The sequence below is a fragment of the Sinorhizobium medicae genome (genome assembly GCF_007827695.1).
GTDB classification, from domain to species: Bacteria; Pseudomonadota; Alphaproteobacteria; order Rhizobiales; family Rhizobiaceae; genus Sinorhizobium; species Sinorhizobium medicae.
In genome coordinates this window covers 266,675-282,540 of the sequence record NZ_VITA01000003.1, presented here as the reverse complement: position 1 = coordinate 282,540, position 15,866 = coordinate 266,675, and the positions used below count along the sequence as shown (strand labels likewise).

The following is a 15,866-nucleotide window of genomic DNA, read 5'->3' as shown; positions in this document are numbered from 1 at the left end:
GCGCCTGCCTGTCAGCCCCTTACCCTCACCAATATTGAAATTGGAACCTTCGACTTGTCATCCCCATAAAGACGGGGGTCGTGCCAGCTTAACGATTGAAAGTGCGGCGAATGACCTGCACCACCCGCTCAAACAGCATCAGACGTGGAGCGGCCCATGCCGAGCAGCCTGAGAATAGTGGCCCCGCCCCAACGGAAGCGATCGCCCTAACGAAGGATGACCTCGGTCTTTTCGAAGCGCGTCACGTCGATGAGGCCGATGTCGGAAATACGCAGTTCCGGAATCACCGCCAAGGCCAGCAAAGAATGCTGCATATAGGCATTGTTGAGTTTGCAGCCGCAGGCGCGCATGGCTTCCACGAGGCGACTGGCCTTTTCCGCCACGACTTCGGCGCGCTCGTCCGACATGAGGCCGGCGATCGGCAGTTCGACGAGAGCGAGCTCTCGCCCGCCGGCAATAAGCACGATGCCACCGCCTACCTCCTGCAGCCGGTTGGCGGCCTGCGCCATGTCGGCCTTGTTCGTGCCGACGATGATCATGTGGTGGCTGTCATGGGCAACCGTCGAGGCCATGGCGCAATCGGTGTCGTAACCGAATCCGGAAACGAAGGCGTTGACCACGCCGCCGGTCGCCCGATGGCGCTCGACCAGCGCGATCTGGCAGACGTCGCCGGCGCGGTCCATCTGCACTACGCCGCTTTCCACCGGCAGCCGGCGCTGCAAGGCTTTGGTCGGGGCCTGGTTTTCGACGACGCCTATCACCCGCACCTCGACGTCCGACCCTCCGGCCGCGGAAAAATCGAAGTCGGTTGCGGCAAGCCTCTTGCCGAGTTTCACCGTGTTTTTCGCACTCGCCGGATAGTCATAGGCGGGAATGTCGGCAACCAGCACCCCCTTCTCCGCCAGCAGCCGGCCTCGCCCGAACACCATCTCGATGGGCAAGGCGGTCAGATCGGTGGTAACGATAAGATCGGCGCGGCGGCCGGGGGCGATCGAGCCCAGCTCCCTCTCCAGGCCGAAGTGCTGCGCGGTGTTGAGGGTCGCCATCTGGATCGCGGTGATCGGCTTCAGGCCCCGGGCGATAGCGTGGCGAACGACCCGGTTCATGTGGCCGTCATTGACCAGCGTGCCGGAGTGGCTGTCATCCGTGCAGAGCACGAAATTACGTGGATCGATGCCCCGTTCGGTGATCGCCTTGACCTGTGCCGCCACGTCGAACCAGGCCGAACCAAGGCGAAGCATGGCCCGCATGCCCTGCCGAACGCGCGCGATCGCGTCGTCGACGGTGGTTCCCTCGTGGTCGTCTGCCGGGCCGCCGGCGGCATAGGCATGGAAGGCCCGGCCAAGGTCCGGAGAGGCATAGTGTCCGCCGACCGTCAGGCCTGCGGCCTGCGTTGCGGCGATTTCCGCAACCATTTTGGGATCGTTCCCAGCGACCCCCGGGAAGTTCATCATCTCGCCAAGCCCGATGATGTTGGGCCAGGCAAGGGCTTCGCGCACGTCCACGGCGCTCAGCGTCGCGCCGGCATTCTCCAGGCCAGGCGCGCTCGGTACGCAGCTCGGGACCTGCACGAAGATGTTGACGGGCAGGCTCTGCGCCTCGTCGTTCATCAGCTTCACGCCGGGCATGCCGAGCACGTTGGCGATTTCGTGAGGGTCTACGAACATGGTCGTCGTGCCGTGCGGAATGACGGCGCGGGCGAACTCGCTGACCGTCACCAGCCCGCTCTCGACATGCATGTGACCGTCGCAGAGACCGGGTAGGAGGTAGCGGCCGGCCGCATCCACGATCCTGGTCCCCTCCCCGATCGTGTGGCCGGCATCGGGACCGACATAGGCGAAGCGGCCCGCGACGATCGCGACATCGGTGCCCGGGACGATCTCCCCGGAATAGACGTTCACCCACCTGCCGTTGCGGACGACCAAATCCGCTTGCTTCCGCCCCATCGCGACATCTACGAGGCGTGGCGCGATTTCAGACCATGGCTGCAGCATTTCTGCCGATCCTTCCCAATCCAAGTACCTATACGAACCGGCGGCGCCGCACCGCGACGCCACCGGAGGAGATCATTGAACCTGCATCACCAGCATCGCGGCAAGCACGGCGACGAACCACATGACGGGCCTGATCTCGGAAATCTTTCCGAGCGCCAGCTTCATCACGACGAAGGCGATGATGGCAAGCGACAGGCCGAGCGTAATCGAAAACGTCAGCGGAATGAGCACGATTGCGAGGAAGGCCGGGATGGCGTCCTCCATGTCCGCCCAGTTGATCCTTCCCATCGGCTCCGACATGAAGAGGCCGGTGAGGATGAGCACGGGCGCCGTGGCAATCGCCGGCACCAGCGAAAGGAGCGGCGAAAGGAACAGGAACGGCAGGAACAGGAGCCCGGCAACGAAGGCGACGAGGCCCGTCCGCCCACCCTGCGCGATGCCGGCGCCCGATTCCAGGTAGACCGTTGCCGGGCTGGTGCCGAGCGGGGCGGAAATCAGCGCTGCTACGGCATCGACATGCATCGATTCCTTGATGTTGCGTGGCATCCCGCTCTCGTCCTTCAGGTTGGCCGCCTCCGCGAGCCCGAGGAATGTCGACAGCGCCTCAACGAAATTGGTGAAGAGAAAGACGAAGATGAACGGCGCATAGGCGACCTGAAGGGCACCGAGAAGGTCGACCCGGCCGACAAAGCTGAAATCGGGCGCGGCAAACAGCCCGCTCCAGTTGACGAGCGTGTGGACATCCGGCGCGCCACCCGCAAAGGCGCTGCCGTCTCCCCACAGGCGACCGATCGGGATCGCAAGCACGGTGGTGATGATCATGCCCGCCATCATCGCGCCCGGTATGCGGCGCACGACCAGCGCAGCCGTGATGATGAAGCCGGCGACGAAGGTGAGCGTAACCGGCGTGAACTGGGTCAGGGCGACGATCGTATCCGGGCTGGCGACGATGAACTTGGCGTTCTCCAGACCGATCAGCGCAATGAACAGGCCGATGCCGCAAGCAATTCCGTAGCGCAGGTCCTTCGGGATCGCCTCGATGACGGCCGTGCGCAGGTTGAGCATGGCGAGAATGGTGAAGAGCACGCCGGCCCAGAACACGCAGCCGAGAGCGATTTCCAGCGGCACGTTCGCTCCCATCACCATCGTGTAGGCAAAAAGCGCGTTTATGCCCATTCCGGGCGCGACGAGAATGGGACTGCGCGCATAAAGCCCCATAGCGCAGCTGCCGATAAAGCTGACCAGGACGGTGGCCGTGACCCCTGCGGAAAAGGGGATGCCCGCATTCTGCAGGATTGCGGGATTGACCACGATGACATAGGACGCCGCCAGAAACGTCGTCAGGGCGGCGATGATCTCCGTGCGGATCGTCGATCCGCTGCGGGTGACCTCAAACAGGCGGTCGATGGCACCGCCGAGCCCGCGTTTCTCCGGCCTGGCGGGATCTCCCGCGACTTTCGACTGATAGTTCATAGTGTTCCTCCCCTTATTGAACATCATCGAATCGCTTGACGGTTCTCCTGCTCCGCCGCAAGCGTCGTCGCCTTGGCAGGCCCATCCGGGTCCAGCGGCGAAATGATCCGCAGATTGACGCAATCGACGACCCCGAGATCGGTCATGGCATAATCCGGGATGGCGGTGATCTGCAGCACGAACATGTACATGAACGGCCAGGGCAGATCGCAGCCGAGCCTGCGGGCCGCCTCGTCCAGGCGCAATTCGAACGCCGCCATCTCCGCGGGATCGATGTCGGACACGATGCCGCCGATCGGCAAGTGCAGGAATTCGACGACCTCGCCGTCGTCGACCACGACCTGACCCCCATTATTGGCGATGAGGTGGTTGATGGCGATCGCCATGTCCTGGGGATCGGCACCGATGCAAATGATGTTGTTGTCGTCCGGGGCCGTGGAGCTGGCGATGGCGCCGGATTTCAGGTTGAAGCCCGACACGAAGGCGACGGGTCGGTTCCGCGTCTTGCCATGGCGCTCGACCACCGTCACGTATTGCACGTTCTGGCCCGCGTCGGCGAGGATCTTCCCATCGACGACCGGCAGGGTCACGTCCCGGCGGGTACGCACGAAGACCTTCTCCGGCGTCACCGCGATCGCGAGCACCTCGGCGAAGGGCGTCGTGCCGGTGAAGGGCACGGCGATCTCTGCGGCCGCGACTGGCGCAGCCTTGACGGACCGCAGCAGGCCGGCGCTGCGCTGCGGCGGCACCAGTTCCACCGTCATGCGCCCGTCGCGCGCAGCCAGAGTACCGTTTGCCACGACCGCCTCAATGCGGAAGTCACGCAAGTCGTTGACAATCAGGATGTCGGCGGTGCGTCCCGGAGAGATCGAACCGACCTTGTGATCGATGCGCAGTGCTTCCGCTCCGTTGATCGTCGCCATCTGGACGGCCGCCATCGGTGAAATTCCCATGGCGATCGCCATCCGGACCATATTGTCGAGATGTCCGCGGGAAAGAATGTCGCTGGCTACAACATCGTCCGTGCAGAAGCTGATGCGGCGCAGCGCCTTTGCCCCCATCTCCGTGACGATGCGCAGATTGTCGGACAAAAAGTGAGAGATGGAGGATTCACGCACGACTACGTGCATGCCCGCGCGCAGCTTCTCCAGCATTTCCTCGGGGGTGTAGCTCTCGTGATCGGCACGCACGCCCGACTGCATGTATCCGTTGAGGCGCGCGCCGCGGGTCATCGGACAGCAACCGAGCACAGGCAGGCGGTTCGCCTGACCGATCTCTATGGCCTGCAGGACGTCGTCGTCCTCCTCCTGGATGAATTCTCGCACGGTCTCCCATATCCCGACGCATTCCGGCCAATGATGCGTGTCACGGTGGTCCTTCGGGCCGAAATAGTGGCCGACGGTGGAGCGGGGCATGGTGTAGGGCGTCTTGCACGGCGCACCCCAAAATACCTTGAGCGGCGTCTGCCTGACCTCATCCAGGAATTCACGTGCGGCGTCCGGACCGCCAACGACGATGATCTGGTCGAGGCCGGACACGATCGACGTCGTGCCTAGCGGCAGAACGGCTTTGGCAAAGCTCGTCAGCGACAGTTTCGAGCATTCGACGTGAAGATGGCCATCTATCATCCCCGGGGTGAGATATCTGCCGGTCACGTCGATGATCTCCGTCTGCGGCCCGATATATTCGCTGATATCGCCGACCGCGACGATGCGATCGCGGTAGATGGCGACGTCAGCCTGATAGATCTCTTCGGAAACAACATTGACCAGCCGGCCGCCGCAAACAGCCACGGTCGCCTTCGACTCCCCGCCCGAAGCGGCGCGGATGAATTCTCGAATGTCGGACATTCTGACCTCCCTTGTCGGAAGGGAGTATTTCAGTCGGCTTTCGTTTGAACAACTGGCCGAAACAGGTCTAGGATCGGACGCATCGTCCAACAACTTGCACGAATGGAAGCGGCGGAATGGACCTTTCAGTAATCGATTGTTTCGTGAAAGTGGCGGATGCAAGGTCGATTTCGGCAGCATCGCGCCTGCATCGGCTGCCGAAGTCGACCCTTAGCCACCGCATCCGGCAACTGGAAGACCAATTCGGTGTCGAGCTGTTCGTGCGCGAGGGCCATCAGCTGCACCTGACCGATGCCGGCTCGGAACTCCTGCGCCATGCGCGGAAGATTCGGACGAGCTGCGACGATGCGGCCACCGCAATGGCCGAGATGCACAAGGAGGTGGCGGGAACGCTCAGGGTCGGCTCGACGGGCGAGTTCGGCACCACCGTCACCTCCGAACTGCTTTACGCCTTTCAGATGAAGTATCCGCAGGTCATCCTCGACGTCGTGTTCCTCTCCGCCCGCCAGCCGTTCACCGACGTTTCCGACATGGCGCTGGACGGTATCTTTCATTGGGGCGAGCCATCCGACGTCGACTATGTCAGCCGCCGGCTGGCAACGGCTTCCTACGGCCTCTATGCCAGCCCCGATTATCTGGCTCAGCACGATCAACCGGCAAGCGAAGCCGAACTGGCGCGCCACCGGGGCCTGATCTTTCGCAGCACGACGAGGTTGCAGCCCTGGTACCTTTCTCGGCCGGGCGGACCGGAGACGGAAATCCTGCTCACGGCCGCGCTGACGGCGAACGACTACTGGACCCTCAAATATTTCGCCGTCGCCGGACAGGGCATCGCCTATCTCCCGGGCTTCTTCGTCGAAACGGAGTGCCAGAGCGGGCTTTTGGTGCCCGTCCTTGCGGAATGGCGGTCGCGCGAAACGGCAATCAACCTTATCTATTCGCGGCGGCGGCACGTTTCCCGCCGATTCAAGGCCTTTGTGGGTTTTTGCGTGGAGTTCTACCGCCGACGCGAACGCGACCAGATCCCGCGCTATTTCGTCGAGAAGATCGCGCGTGAATAGCATTCATGCCGAACGGTACCCTCTACCGCTTTCAGATCATCATAGGCGATGGGTCGTGCAAAGTTTGAGTTGACCGTTTGCGATCGCGAGGCGACACTTGCAACCTGCGGCAGGACAGGAGGAAAAGGATGGCCGAGCCAGACCTCTGGCGCCATATGGCAAGCGCGCCGAAAGACGGCAGTCGGATCCTCGTTACGATCCGCCCGTCGGAACAGGGGCCGGCAGCGGTTGACCTCGCATACTGGTCGAACGGCGATCAGTTCGGTGCGGAAGGTTGGCGCGCCTCTGACTCCTCGCCCGGCCGCATCATCGAATACGCCGAGCCCGAATTGAAGTGCTGGATGCCGATGCCCTCGGCCAATCTCGATCGCACCTCGATGCCCTCACCCTGGGAAGGCGAGGACGCGAGAGAGCTCGACGGTTCAGGGATCTAAGCCTTATGGCTGAGCCATGCGTTAAGGTTCCGTCTTCCGCAAGTCCTTGACGGCATCGAGAAAAGCCCGCAGTGCGGGCGGCACGGCTCGGTGTCCGGGATAGTAGACCGCAACCCTTTCCGGCGCGGGCATCCACGCGGTCAGGACCTTGCGCAGCCGGCCGTCGGCCAAGGCCGCTTCGGCAGCCCAATCCGCAACGTAAGCGATGCCAAGCCCTTCTATCGCGGCTTCGACCATCAGCTCCTCGTCGTCGAGAACGATGGGGCCGTTTGCGTCTATCACCAGTTCCTGGCCCGCGCGCTCGAACTCCCATCGATAGAACTTGCCGCTGGGCATGCGATGGCCGATGCAATGGTGGCGTTGCAGTTCCTCGGGCGTTCCCGGGTCGCCGAAGCGATCGAGATAATCGGTCGAGGCGATACAGATGAACGTCAACGGGCGTGCGAACGGCACGGCGATCATGTCCTTGGGGATCGATCCCAGAAGTCGCACGCCGGCATCGAACCCGCTGGACACGATATCGATAAGCCGTCCCTCGACGACAATATCCACGGTCACGTCCGGATGGCGCCCCGCCATCTGCGGAACGACCTCGCGAACGAGTAACCCGGCAACCAGTCGCGGTGCATTGATGCGGACCGTTCCCGCGATATTGCCCCTGAACCCGGCGACGCTGTCGAGCGCCTCGTCCAGCGAGACGAGCGCCGGCTGAAGGCGGCCGAGCAGTCGGAGCCCGGCTTCCGTCGGCGAGACGCTGCGTGTCGTGCGGTGCAAAAGGCGCACGCCCATGCGTTCCTCCAATGCGCGCATCGCATGGCTCAACGTTGAAGGCGCCGTGCCGATCTCGTCCGCTGCGCGGCGGAAGCTGCGGTGCGTGGCAACAGCCACGAAGGCGGTGAGGTCGTTGAGCGACGGGCGGGACATTGATGGGAATTTTGCATCATCTCATGCCGATTTCAACGGCTAATGCGCGCAATACACGTGGTCTATTTCCTACTGGTGTGAAGACAGAAAGGAACATGAAATGCCTACACGTGACGCCGTCTATCCGGCCAACCGGCACGCCTTGTACGATATCCACCGCTATTCCGCCGCCATTCGGTCAGGCGATCTTCTCTTCGTGTCGGGTCAGGTCGGGAGCCGTGGCGACGGCTCGCCCGAGCCGGCGTTCGAGGACCAGGTTCGGCGGGCCTTCGCCAATCTGCGCGAGGTCCTGGCCGCTGCCGGATGCAGCTTCGACGATGTCGTCGACGTCACCACCTTCCACACCAATCCGGACGAACAGATCGAGACGGTTCTGGCCGTCCGAGCGGAAGAGATCGGTGCGCCGCCCTACCCGAACTGGACGGCAGTGGGCGTCAATTGGCTTGCGGGCTTCGATTTCGAGATCAAGGTCATCGCCCGTATCCCTTCGACGACCAGCAGTCATGCGGCCGCCAATCGATGACAACGGCGTGCCGCGTTTTCGGCCGAGCGGCGTCCGTCACGCCTTGAAGCGGTCGAACGCAGTGAGGCGCCTTATCGGCGGATCCGCTTCATTCCAGCGATAGATTTCGGAGCGGAGATAGTGAAGTTCGTCGTCGAGAGCCTCTTCGGCGATCTCGATCCACCAGGATTTCGGGCGACCGTCACTACCATCCGACCAGCGATAGCCGCGCGCTTTCAGATGCTCTTTCATGTCAAAGGGACTGTTTTCCGCGAAGAGACGAATCCGCGACCGCTGGCTTGCCCCGTAGAGTTCGGCAAACGGCGAGCGCTCGACCTCTGCCCGGCCCTGAGCAAGCACCTCGAGGAGAGCAAAACAGTCGTCCACTGCCCGGTGCCCCTCATGAAAATAGCCGGCCTGACCGATCAGGTAGCCGAGCTTGGTCCCTTCGAAGCCACGCGCCGGCCAGTCGATCTCCGAGACTGAACAGGCCCATGCCTTTCGAGCGAAGATGGGTGAGAAGGCTTCGCAGAACGGCCGATCGAAACCGGCATTGTGCGCGATGATGAGATCGGCCGGCTCGACCACGGCACGCAGACGATGCAGATCAATTTTTTGGCCAAGCACCATTTCGTCGGTGATGCCGGTCAGACGCGTGATCTCCGGTGGAACCGATATGCTCGGCTGCTGCAATCCACCATAGAGGTCAATGACATCGCCGATATTGCCAGCGTCATCGAAGGTGAACGCGACGGCGCCGATCTCGATGATCTCGTCCTTACGGTGATTGAGGCCGGTGGTCTCGGTGTCGAGGATCAAGCCCCTTAGCGGAAATCCGGGTCGCGCGGCGGAGGCAACCGGCCGACCTTCCAGTTTCTTCAGGATACGATATCGCCCTGTCGCGTGGAGCCGCCGCACCATGTCGTCTTCGCTCGGAGCGGTCGAGGGCCGGCGTTTCATCGCCGATGAACCAGCCGCCTTCACAGCTGCGTCCTTGCTCGAAACAAACAAATCGAACTGCTGCGTCACTCGACTATCTCGGGCTCACTCTTAAAACGACTCATCGAACTGTCTCGTCCGACAAATACGCTATAAGGCATCCGCTCGAACAAATCAGGAGAAATCATGGAAACCTTGGAAATCAGCAATCGCAACGACTTTGCTCTCTGGTCGATCCAGCGCGCGCAGGAGATCGTGACAGCAGAAGGCGCCGCTTTTGCGATGGCCGCTCGTGATCTGAACGAGGACGAGCTGACGAGAACTGCGGCTGCACTCGGCAAGGCGATCAGCGACGCGATGCTTGAAGTCTTCGATGGCTTCATCGGCGAGTGATCTCACCGGCATCCGTGCCGTGCCGGCGAAGGCACTGTGGCGGGAGATGGACCGACCGCGTTGAGGGTGTAAGCCACGGCTGAAATTGTGGCGTCGTCCCGGAATGATTGCTATTAGAAAAACTGACGGCGCCGACAGAGGCGGGCGATGATTTTGGAGGGTCTTGGATTTGGCTCTTGTCCCTGAACTGACCATTTGCGGCATTCATGAACTGCCTGCGCAGAGTGCCCGCAACGTCACGCATGTCCTGTCGATCGTGGATCCGGATCACCCGGAACTGGATGCATTCGAGACGTACGGAAAACACAATCGCACGACTTTGCGCTTCCACGACATCATTGTCGCGACGCGGGGTCAGGTCATGCCGGCCCCGGAGCATGTCGAAGCGATCCTGAGATTCGGTGCCGATCACCTGGCTCGAGAGGATCGCGGGGCTCCCAGCCATGTCCTCGTGCATTGCCATATGGGCATTTCACGTTCTACAGCGGCGATGCTGGCATTGATGGCCCAGGCCAATCCGGATGAAGAAGCGGAATCCCTGTTCGCAAGATTGGTTGGCATCCGGCCGCAGGCTTGGCCGAACTCATTGATGGTCGGATTTGCTGACGAACAGCTGGGGCGCGACGGAGCGCTTTTGCGCGCGCTTTCCCGCCATTATGGACGCCAGATCAAAACCCAGCCGCAATTCAGCGATTGGATGACGAGCCTTAACAGAAGCGCCGAACTCGCAATGGCCAGATTCGACTGAGAACAGCACTCGTTTCAGCGGTTCAAAGCTGTCCGTCAAGCAGGCTGACACACCTCGGGAGAACGCATGTTTGACCACGTCAAATTCGGAGTCAGCGACTATTCAGCAAGCAAAGCGTTCTTCCTTCGCGCACTCGAACCACTCGGTGTGGCTGTCGTCTCGGAGGGGACGCCGGCCTACGGTGTCGAGTTGAGCCCGAAGGGCAAGGCTTCACTATGCCTGTACCAGACCGAAGAGAAGCCGGCGCATCTTCACTTGGCGTTCATCGCCGAGAATCGGCAGCAAGTCGAAGCTTTCTATCGCGCGGCGCTGGAGGCGGGTGGCAAAGACAATGGGGCCCCAGGTCTTCGCCCGCACTACCACGCGAACTACTTTGCAGCCTTCGTCATCGGTCCGGACGGGCACAACATCGAAGTGGTTTGCCACGAACCCGAGCCCTGATCTCTCCGTCGACAAACGTCCACAAGCGAAATTGCAAGCGTTAAGCATCTGCTTCCGGCACCCGGCATCGGAGGCTTCGAAACCCGCCCCTCGGGGCGATGCAGCCCGAGGGGTAGGTGTCGTCGATCTCACGTCAACCGACTAGGTGTGCGTGATCTTCGTGCCGAGCACGTTCAGGCACTCGCGCATGAAAGCTGCAAGGCCCGTCCATCCCTTTGCCGAGACCATATTGCCGTCGACATAGGCCTCGGTGGGCTTCACGTCGATATAGGTGCCACCGACAGCCGTGACCTCCGGTTCGCAGGCGCCGAGGCCGGCAACTTTGCGGCCTTCCAGCACGCCAGGGACAGCCATCAGGATCTGCACGCCATGGCAGATCGTGAAGATCGGCTTGCCGGTATCATGAAAATGGCGGACCATGTCCTGGATGCGTTTGTCGGTGCGGATATATTCCGGCCCGCGGCCCCCGGCCGCATAGACCGCGTCATATTCCTCGACGCGCACGTCGGAGAACGTCTTGTTGATGTCGGCATAATGGCCGAGCTTCTCCGTGTAGGTCTGGTCGCCCTCGAAGTCGTGCAGAGAGGTCTTGATGCGGTCGCCAGCCTTTTTGTCCGGGCAGACGACGTGAACCGTATGGCCAACTGCCTCCATCCCCTGCTGGAACACGTAGATCTCATATTCCTCGGTGAACTCACCGGTCAGCATGAGGATTTTCTTGCCGCTCATGTCATGTCTCCTGTTGTCATGGATGTCAGGCGGTGCCCGGATCTACCAGGCACCGTTTCGGATCAGAATGGTGAATCGGGAAAGTAGAACTGGTCGGCATTCTCCGGCGTGATCAGCGGCGCGCCCAGCAGGAAGGAACCGCGTACCGGTGCCTGTCCATTGAACTGCGCCGCCGTCATGTACATTGCCGACTTGATCATCGACGGCGGGTAGGGAGTCGAGATCGGCGTGCGCTCGTCCTTGGCCTTCACCATCTCGATGATCTGCTTCATGCCGTTGCCGCCGAGGGCGTATTTGATGTCCTTGCGCCCTGCATTGTCGATGGCCTCCAGGACACCGAGCAGCATGTCATCGTCGTTCGCCCAGACGGCATCGATCTCTGGATACTTCGCAAGATAGTCCTGCATCAGCTTGAAGGCTTCATCCTGATTCCAGTTGGCATACTGAATGTCGAGGATCTCTATCTTGGTCTTGCTGATGACGTCGGAAAAACCCTTGATGCGTTCGTCGTCGATGACGGTGGGAATGCCGCGCAGCACAACGATTTTGCCCTCGCCGCCAAGTTTGTCAGCGAGCCAGTGCGCAGTGTTGGCGCCGACGGCAATGTTGTCGCCGGCGACATAGAGATCCTGCACGTTCGGATCCGTGAGGCCGCGGTCGACAACGGAAATGAAGGTGCCCTTCTGCTTGATCTGCTCGACCGGTCCGGTCAGTTCCTCAGAGGTGAATGGCAGGATGACCAGCGCGTCGAGCTTGCGGCTTGCCGAAAGGTCTTCGAGGGCGGAGACTTGTGCGGTAGCGGAGGATGCCGTCGACAGCACGACGTCGACATTCGGGAAGGCGGCTTCAAGTTCCTTTTCCGCCTGCTCGGCATGGTAGACGACTCCGCCCGTCCATCCATGCGTAGCGGCCGGAATCGAGACGGCGATCGTCACCTTACTGTTCTCGGCATGGGCACTGCCGAGCGGCAGGGCGAGGATCAGCGCGGCGGTCGATAACAAGAGACAGGCCTTTTTTTTCATGGACTTCATTTTCTCCTCCTTGAAGTCAGTGCTGTTTTCAGCGGTTGGCGGTAAAGCGGTGCGCCAGCATGGCGATGATGATGATCGTGCCCTGCACGGCGGCGACGAGGTATTCCGAGACCATGTCCGAAAGGACCATGACGTTGGCGATCACCTCGAGAATGAGCGCGCCGGCCACGGTACCGCCGATACGCCCTCGTCCGCCGCGAAGTAGGGTGCCGCCGATCACGACGGCGGTGATGACCTGTAATTCCCAGAGTTGCCCGGTCGTCGGCGTCGCGGCGCCGAGACGCGGCACGTAGCAGATGGCCGCAACCGCGACGCAGACACCCTGGATCACATAGGCGACGGTGCGGACACCTGAGACATTGACGCCGGAAAAACGGGCGACTTCGACATTCGAGCCGGCCGAGGTCAGGCGGCGGCCGTATTTCGTCTTATAGAGCAGGAAAGCGCCCAGCATGACGACGACGAAGGTGATCAGCACGGGATAGGGAATGCCGAAGAGGCTGCCGAAATAGACCGGCCGGTAGGCCTCCCGCAGACTGCGGTCGATGGGCAGGGAGCCGCCGTCTGTCAAGAAGGTGATGAAGGCGCGGAAGATGCCCATCGTGCCCAGCGTCACAATGAAGGGCTCTATGCGCCCGATCGTCACGATGAGACCGTTGAGCAACCCGCACATCACGCCGACTACCAGCGCCACACCTGCTCCCATCGGGATTGCCCAGTCCCCGAAGGACGGAACGAGGTGGTTCATCGCCATGATCATAATGCCGGTGACGAAGGCCATCATCGAGCCGACGGAAAGGTCGAGCCCCCCGGATGAAATGACGAAGGTCGCTCCAACGGCAATTATGGCCACGAAGGCGCTGCGCGTTACCACGTTGATCAGGTTGGCCGATGAAACGAAATTGTCGTTCACGAGCGCGCCAAACAGCACGATTGCTGCAAGAGCGATAAAGGGCGCCAGATCGGCCCAGCGGATACGGGTGCCCTCCTCAGCCGGTACGATTGTTGCTGTCGCTGCGATCATGTTCATACTCTCCGGCTTCTGCGCGCCCACCGGTCGTGGCGGCGTAGACGACATTTTCCTCATTGATTTCAGAGCCGCGAAATTCGGCGACGATCCTGCCGGCCCGCATCACGAGAACGCGGTCGGCAAGCCCCACCAGTTCGGGCATTTCCGACGAGATGACGATGCAAGCCTTGCCTGCGCGAACCATGGCGTCGATGAAGTCGTAGATCTGGCTCTTGTTGCCGATGTCGATGCCGCGCGTCGGTTCGTCGATGACGACCACCGAGGGATCGGCCATCATCACCTTGGCAAGCAGCAGCTTCTGCTGGTTGCCGCCTGAAAGCTTGCCGGCCTCCAGTCGCGGCGAGCGCACGCGGATGTCGTAGGCCTCAACCGCTTTTTCGAGACAAGAAAACTCTGCCCGCTTGTCAAGGGCGGTGCCGGGATTGACCTTGTCGAGAGCCTGCAGGGTGAGGTTGGGGCCAAGCTTCTCCTCCAGGAGCAGGCCCTTGCCCTTGCGGTCCTCGGTCAAGTAGACGAGACCGGCATCCATCAGGCTGCGCACGGAGCGATGCACGATCTCCCGGCCGTTGAAGACGACGCTTGCCGCCTCCGACGGGCGAAGACCCATCAGGCCCTCGATCAGTTCGGTGCGCCCCGCCCCGATCATGCCGCCTATGCCAAGCACCTCGCCCGGACAGACGGCGAAGGACGCTGACTGCCTGCCGTGTTCCACGGAAAGCTCGGTCACAGACAGGATCGGCGCGCCGCTGACGGCGGGCCGTTTGTGCGGGTAGAGCATTTCGAGCTTTCGCCCGACCATCAACTCCGCCATATCGCGCTGGCCGAGGCCCGCCGCCGGCCAGGTGCCGATCATTTGCCCGTCGCGAAGCACGGTGATGCGGTCGGCAAGCGCCTGCACTTCGTCGAGACGGTGAGAAATATAAAGGACTGCGACACCGCGGTCGCGTAGGCTGCGGACGATCTCAAGCAGCGCCGCGACCTCATCGTTCGCAAGCATGGCAGTCGGCTCGTCCAGGATGACGACCTTGCGTTCATCCAGGAGAGCACGCGCGATCTGTACCAGCTGCCGCTGTGCGAGGGGCAGGTCGCCCACCCGGTCGCGCGGCCGCGCCGTCGAGCCGACGCGAGCCAGAAGCTCGCTCGTGCGCTGGTTCATCAGCCGGTCGTCCACCAGCAGGCCGCGACCAAGCTCCCGCCCTAAAAACAGGTTCTCCGCCACAGTGAGATCGGCGGCAAGCAGGATTTCCTGGTGCACGAGCACGATGCCGGCGGCTTCCGCCTCCACAGCGTTGCGGAATTCGACCGGTTCACCTTCTATGAGCAGATGGCCAGCCGTCGGTGCGACATGGCCGGACAACAGCTTCATCAGCGTCGACTTGCCCGCGCCATTCTCGCCGATGATGGCGTGGACCTCTCCGGCACGAATATCGAGCGTCACGTCCGACAGGACGGTGATCGAACCATAGGTCTTGACGAGCCCGTCGGCTCTGAGCGCCGCAATGGCAGGGCTTGCAGGCGGCGCCAGCGATTGGGGTGAGAGGACCGCGTTCATTCGAAAGCCGAAAGGAGCCGGTCGCGCGAGCGCTCGATATGGATACGCATGGCGTCGAATGCCGCCTGAGGATCGCCGGCCCGGAAGGCGGCGAGCAAGTTCTCATGCTCTTCCAGCGCCTCCTGTGTCACGCGCGTGTGGAACATCAAACGGAAGATGTGCAAATGAACATGCTGGTTCGACAGCGTGCTGCGGATCACCTCGTTTCCCGCGACCTTCAGGATCGCATCATGGAACTGCGCGTCGGCGCGGGCAAAGCGGGAATAGCGCGTGTTGCGGTCGACCGGCGCCTCGCCATGCCCCATGTCAGCGGCAGAATTCTCAAGCTGCCGGAGCGCATCGGGCGTCATGTTGACTGCCGCGAGCCTTGCGGCCTCGGGCTCGACCAGCAGGCGGAAGACATAGAGGTCTTCGAACTGCTTTCTCGTCCACTGAGGGGCCGCACTATAACCGATCAAATGTTCCTTGCGCACGAGTCCTTCGCGCTCCAGCCGGCTCAGGGCTTCACGTATCGGTGTTTGGGAGACGCCCAGATCCCGGGCGAACACGTCAATCGGGATACGGGAACCCGGCGCGATCTCCAAAGACATCAGCCGGTGGTAGATGCTGTCGTAGACGCCATCGACCACACTGCTCGGGCGAATGCTCGCCCCCCTGCCTTCTCGCTCTGCCGCAAACGCCACTCTCACTCTCCGACTGCTGCTTGACACGGCGACATTTGTTCCAGATAAAATATCGGATGTCAAATACAATATCGTATATGAT

16 protein-coding genes are annotated in these 15,866 nt (G+C 61.8%); 6 read left to right on the top strand and 10 right to left on the bottom strand.

All coding sequences use genetic code 11. The features are described 5' to 3' along the window. Positions 1-206: 206 nt before the first annotated feature. From ade to FB009_RS06875, 3 genes are all read right to left on the bottom strand, one after another. Complete coding sequence (gene ade / locus FB009_RS06885) at positions 207-1,994, bottom strand: adenine deaminase (RefSeq protein WP_024324458.1); 1,788 nt, start codon at positions 1,992-1,994, stop codon at positions 207-209. Between the two features lie 72 nt (positions 1,995-2,066). Beyond that, entirely contained in the window at positions 2,067-3,467 is a 1,401-nt protein-coding gene (locus tag FB009_RS06880; protein ID WP_024324457.1) for an NCS2 family permease, read from the bottom strand. Positions 3,468-3,490: 23 nt separating this feature from the next. Then, positions 3,491-5,317 (bottom strand): adenine deaminase, encoded by a 1,827-nt coding sequence (locus tag FB009_RS06875; protein WP_024324456.1) that lies wholly within the window; start codon positions 5,315-5,317, stop codon positions 3,491-3,493. Between the two features lie 116 nt (positions 5,318-5,433). On the opposite strand from FB009_RS06875, the gene FB009_RS06870 reads away from it, so the two are divergent. Together FB009_RS06870 and FB009_RS06865 are read left to right on the top strand one after the other, a co-directional pair. After that, positions 5,434-6,378, top strand: a complete 945-nt coding sequence (locus FB009_RS06870; RefSeq protein ID WP_011970159.1) for a LysR family transcriptional regulator — start codon at positions 5,434-5,436, stop codon at positions 6,376-6,378. Positions 6,379-6,506: 128 nt separating this feature from the next. Beyond that, positions 6,507-6,812, top strand: coding sequence for a hypothetical protein (locus tag FB009_RS06865; protein ID WP_011970158.1), 306 nt, complete (start codon positions 6,507-6,509; stop codon positions 6,810-6,812). 21 nt (positions 6,813-6,833) lie between these two features. Here FB009_RS06865 and FB009_RS06860 read toward each other — a convergent pair whose 3' ends face one another. Continuing rightward, complete coding sequence (locus FB009_RS06860; RefSeq protein WP_011970157.1) at positions 6,834-7,736, bottom strand: LysR family transcriptional regulator; 903 nt, start codon at positions 7,734-7,736, stop codon at positions 6,834-6,836. Positions 7,737-7,836: 100 nt separating this feature from the next. On the opposite strand from FB009_RS06860, the gene FB009_RS06855 reads away from it, so the two are divergent. After that, positions 7,837-8,259, top strand: coding sequence for a RidA family protein (locus tag FB009_RS06855; protein ID WP_011970156.1), 423 nt, complete (start codon positions 7,837-7,839; stop codon positions 8,257-8,259). A gap of 36 nt (positions 8,260-8,295) precedes the next feature. Here FB009_RS06855 and FB009_RS06850 read toward each other — a convergent pair whose 3' ends face one another. After that, positions 8,296-9,267 carry a 3'-5' exonuclease gene (locus FB009_RS06850; protein WP_018210340.1) on the bottom strand — a complete coding sequence of 324 codons (972 nt, stop codon included), beginning with the start codon at positions 9,265-9,267 and terminating at the stop codon, positions 8,296-8,298. A gap of 96 nt (positions 9,268-9,363) precedes the next feature. Here FB009_RS06850 and FB009_RS32665 point away from each other — a divergent pair, with 96 nt between their 5' ends. From FB009_RS32665 to FB009_RS06835, 3 genes are all read left to right on the top strand, one after another. Next, positions 9,364-9,570 carry a hypothetical protein gene (locus FB009_RS32665; protein ID WP_018010949.1) on the top strand — a complete coding sequence of 69 codons (207 nt, stop codon included), beginning with the start codon at positions 9,364-9,366 and terminating at the stop codon, positions 9,568-9,570. A 169-nt stretch (positions 9,571-9,739) separates the two neighbouring features. Then, positions 9,740-10,318 carry a tyrosine phosphatase family protein gene (locus FB009_RS06840; RefSeq protein WP_018010950.1) on the top strand — a complete coding sequence of 193 codons (579 nt, stop codon included), beginning with the start codon at positions 9,740-9,742 and terminating at the stop codon, positions 10,316-10,318. 66 nt (positions 10,319-10,384) lie between these two features. After that, positions 10,385-10,759, top strand: coding sequence for a VOC family protein (locus FB009_RS06835; protein ID WP_011970152.1), 375 nt, complete (start codon positions 10,385-10,387; stop codon positions 10,757-10,759). 141 nt (positions 10,760-10,900) lie between these two features. On the opposite strand, the gene FB009_RS06830 is transcribed toward FB009_RS06835, so the two are convergent. From FB009_RS06830 to FB009_RS06810, 5 genes are all read right to left on the bottom strand, one after another. Continuing rightward, positions 10,901-11,488 (bottom strand): DJ-1/PfpI family protein, encoded by a 588-nt coding sequence (locus FB009_RS06830; protein WP_011970151.1) that lies wholly within the window; start codon positions 11,486-11,488, stop codon positions 10,901-10,903. Between the two features lie 62 nt (positions 11,489-11,550). Continuing rightward, positions 11,551-12,519, bottom strand: coding sequence for a substrate-binding domain-containing protein (locus tag FB009_RS06825; RefSeq protein WP_011970150.1), 969 nt, complete (start codon positions 12,517-12,519; stop codon positions 11,551-11,553). A 28-nt stretch (positions 12,520-12,547) separates the two neighbouring features. Beyond that, positions 12,548-13,543: an ABC transporter permease gene (locus FB009_RS06820; RefSeq protein ID WP_011970149.1), complete on the bottom strand. Its 996-nt coding sequence runs from the start codon at positions 13,541-13,543 to the stop codon at positions 12,548-12,550. Further along, entirely contained in the window at positions 13,509-15,101 is a 1,593-nt protein-coding gene (locus FB009_RS06815; RefSeq protein WP_024324454.1) for a sugar ABC transporter ATP-binding protein, read from the bottom strand. The genes FB009_RS06820 and FB009_RS06815 overlap by 35 nt, the downstream gene beginning before the upstream one ends. After that, positions 15,098-15,790: a GntR family transcriptional regulator gene (locus FB009_RS06810; RefSeq protein WP_024324453.1), complete on the bottom strand. Its 693-nt coding sequence runs from the start codon at positions 15,788-15,790 to the stop codon at positions 15,098-15,100. The genes FB009_RS06815 and FB009_RS06810 overlap by 4 nt, the downstream gene beginning before the upstream one ends. Positions 15,791-15,866: the final 76 nt, after the last annotated feature.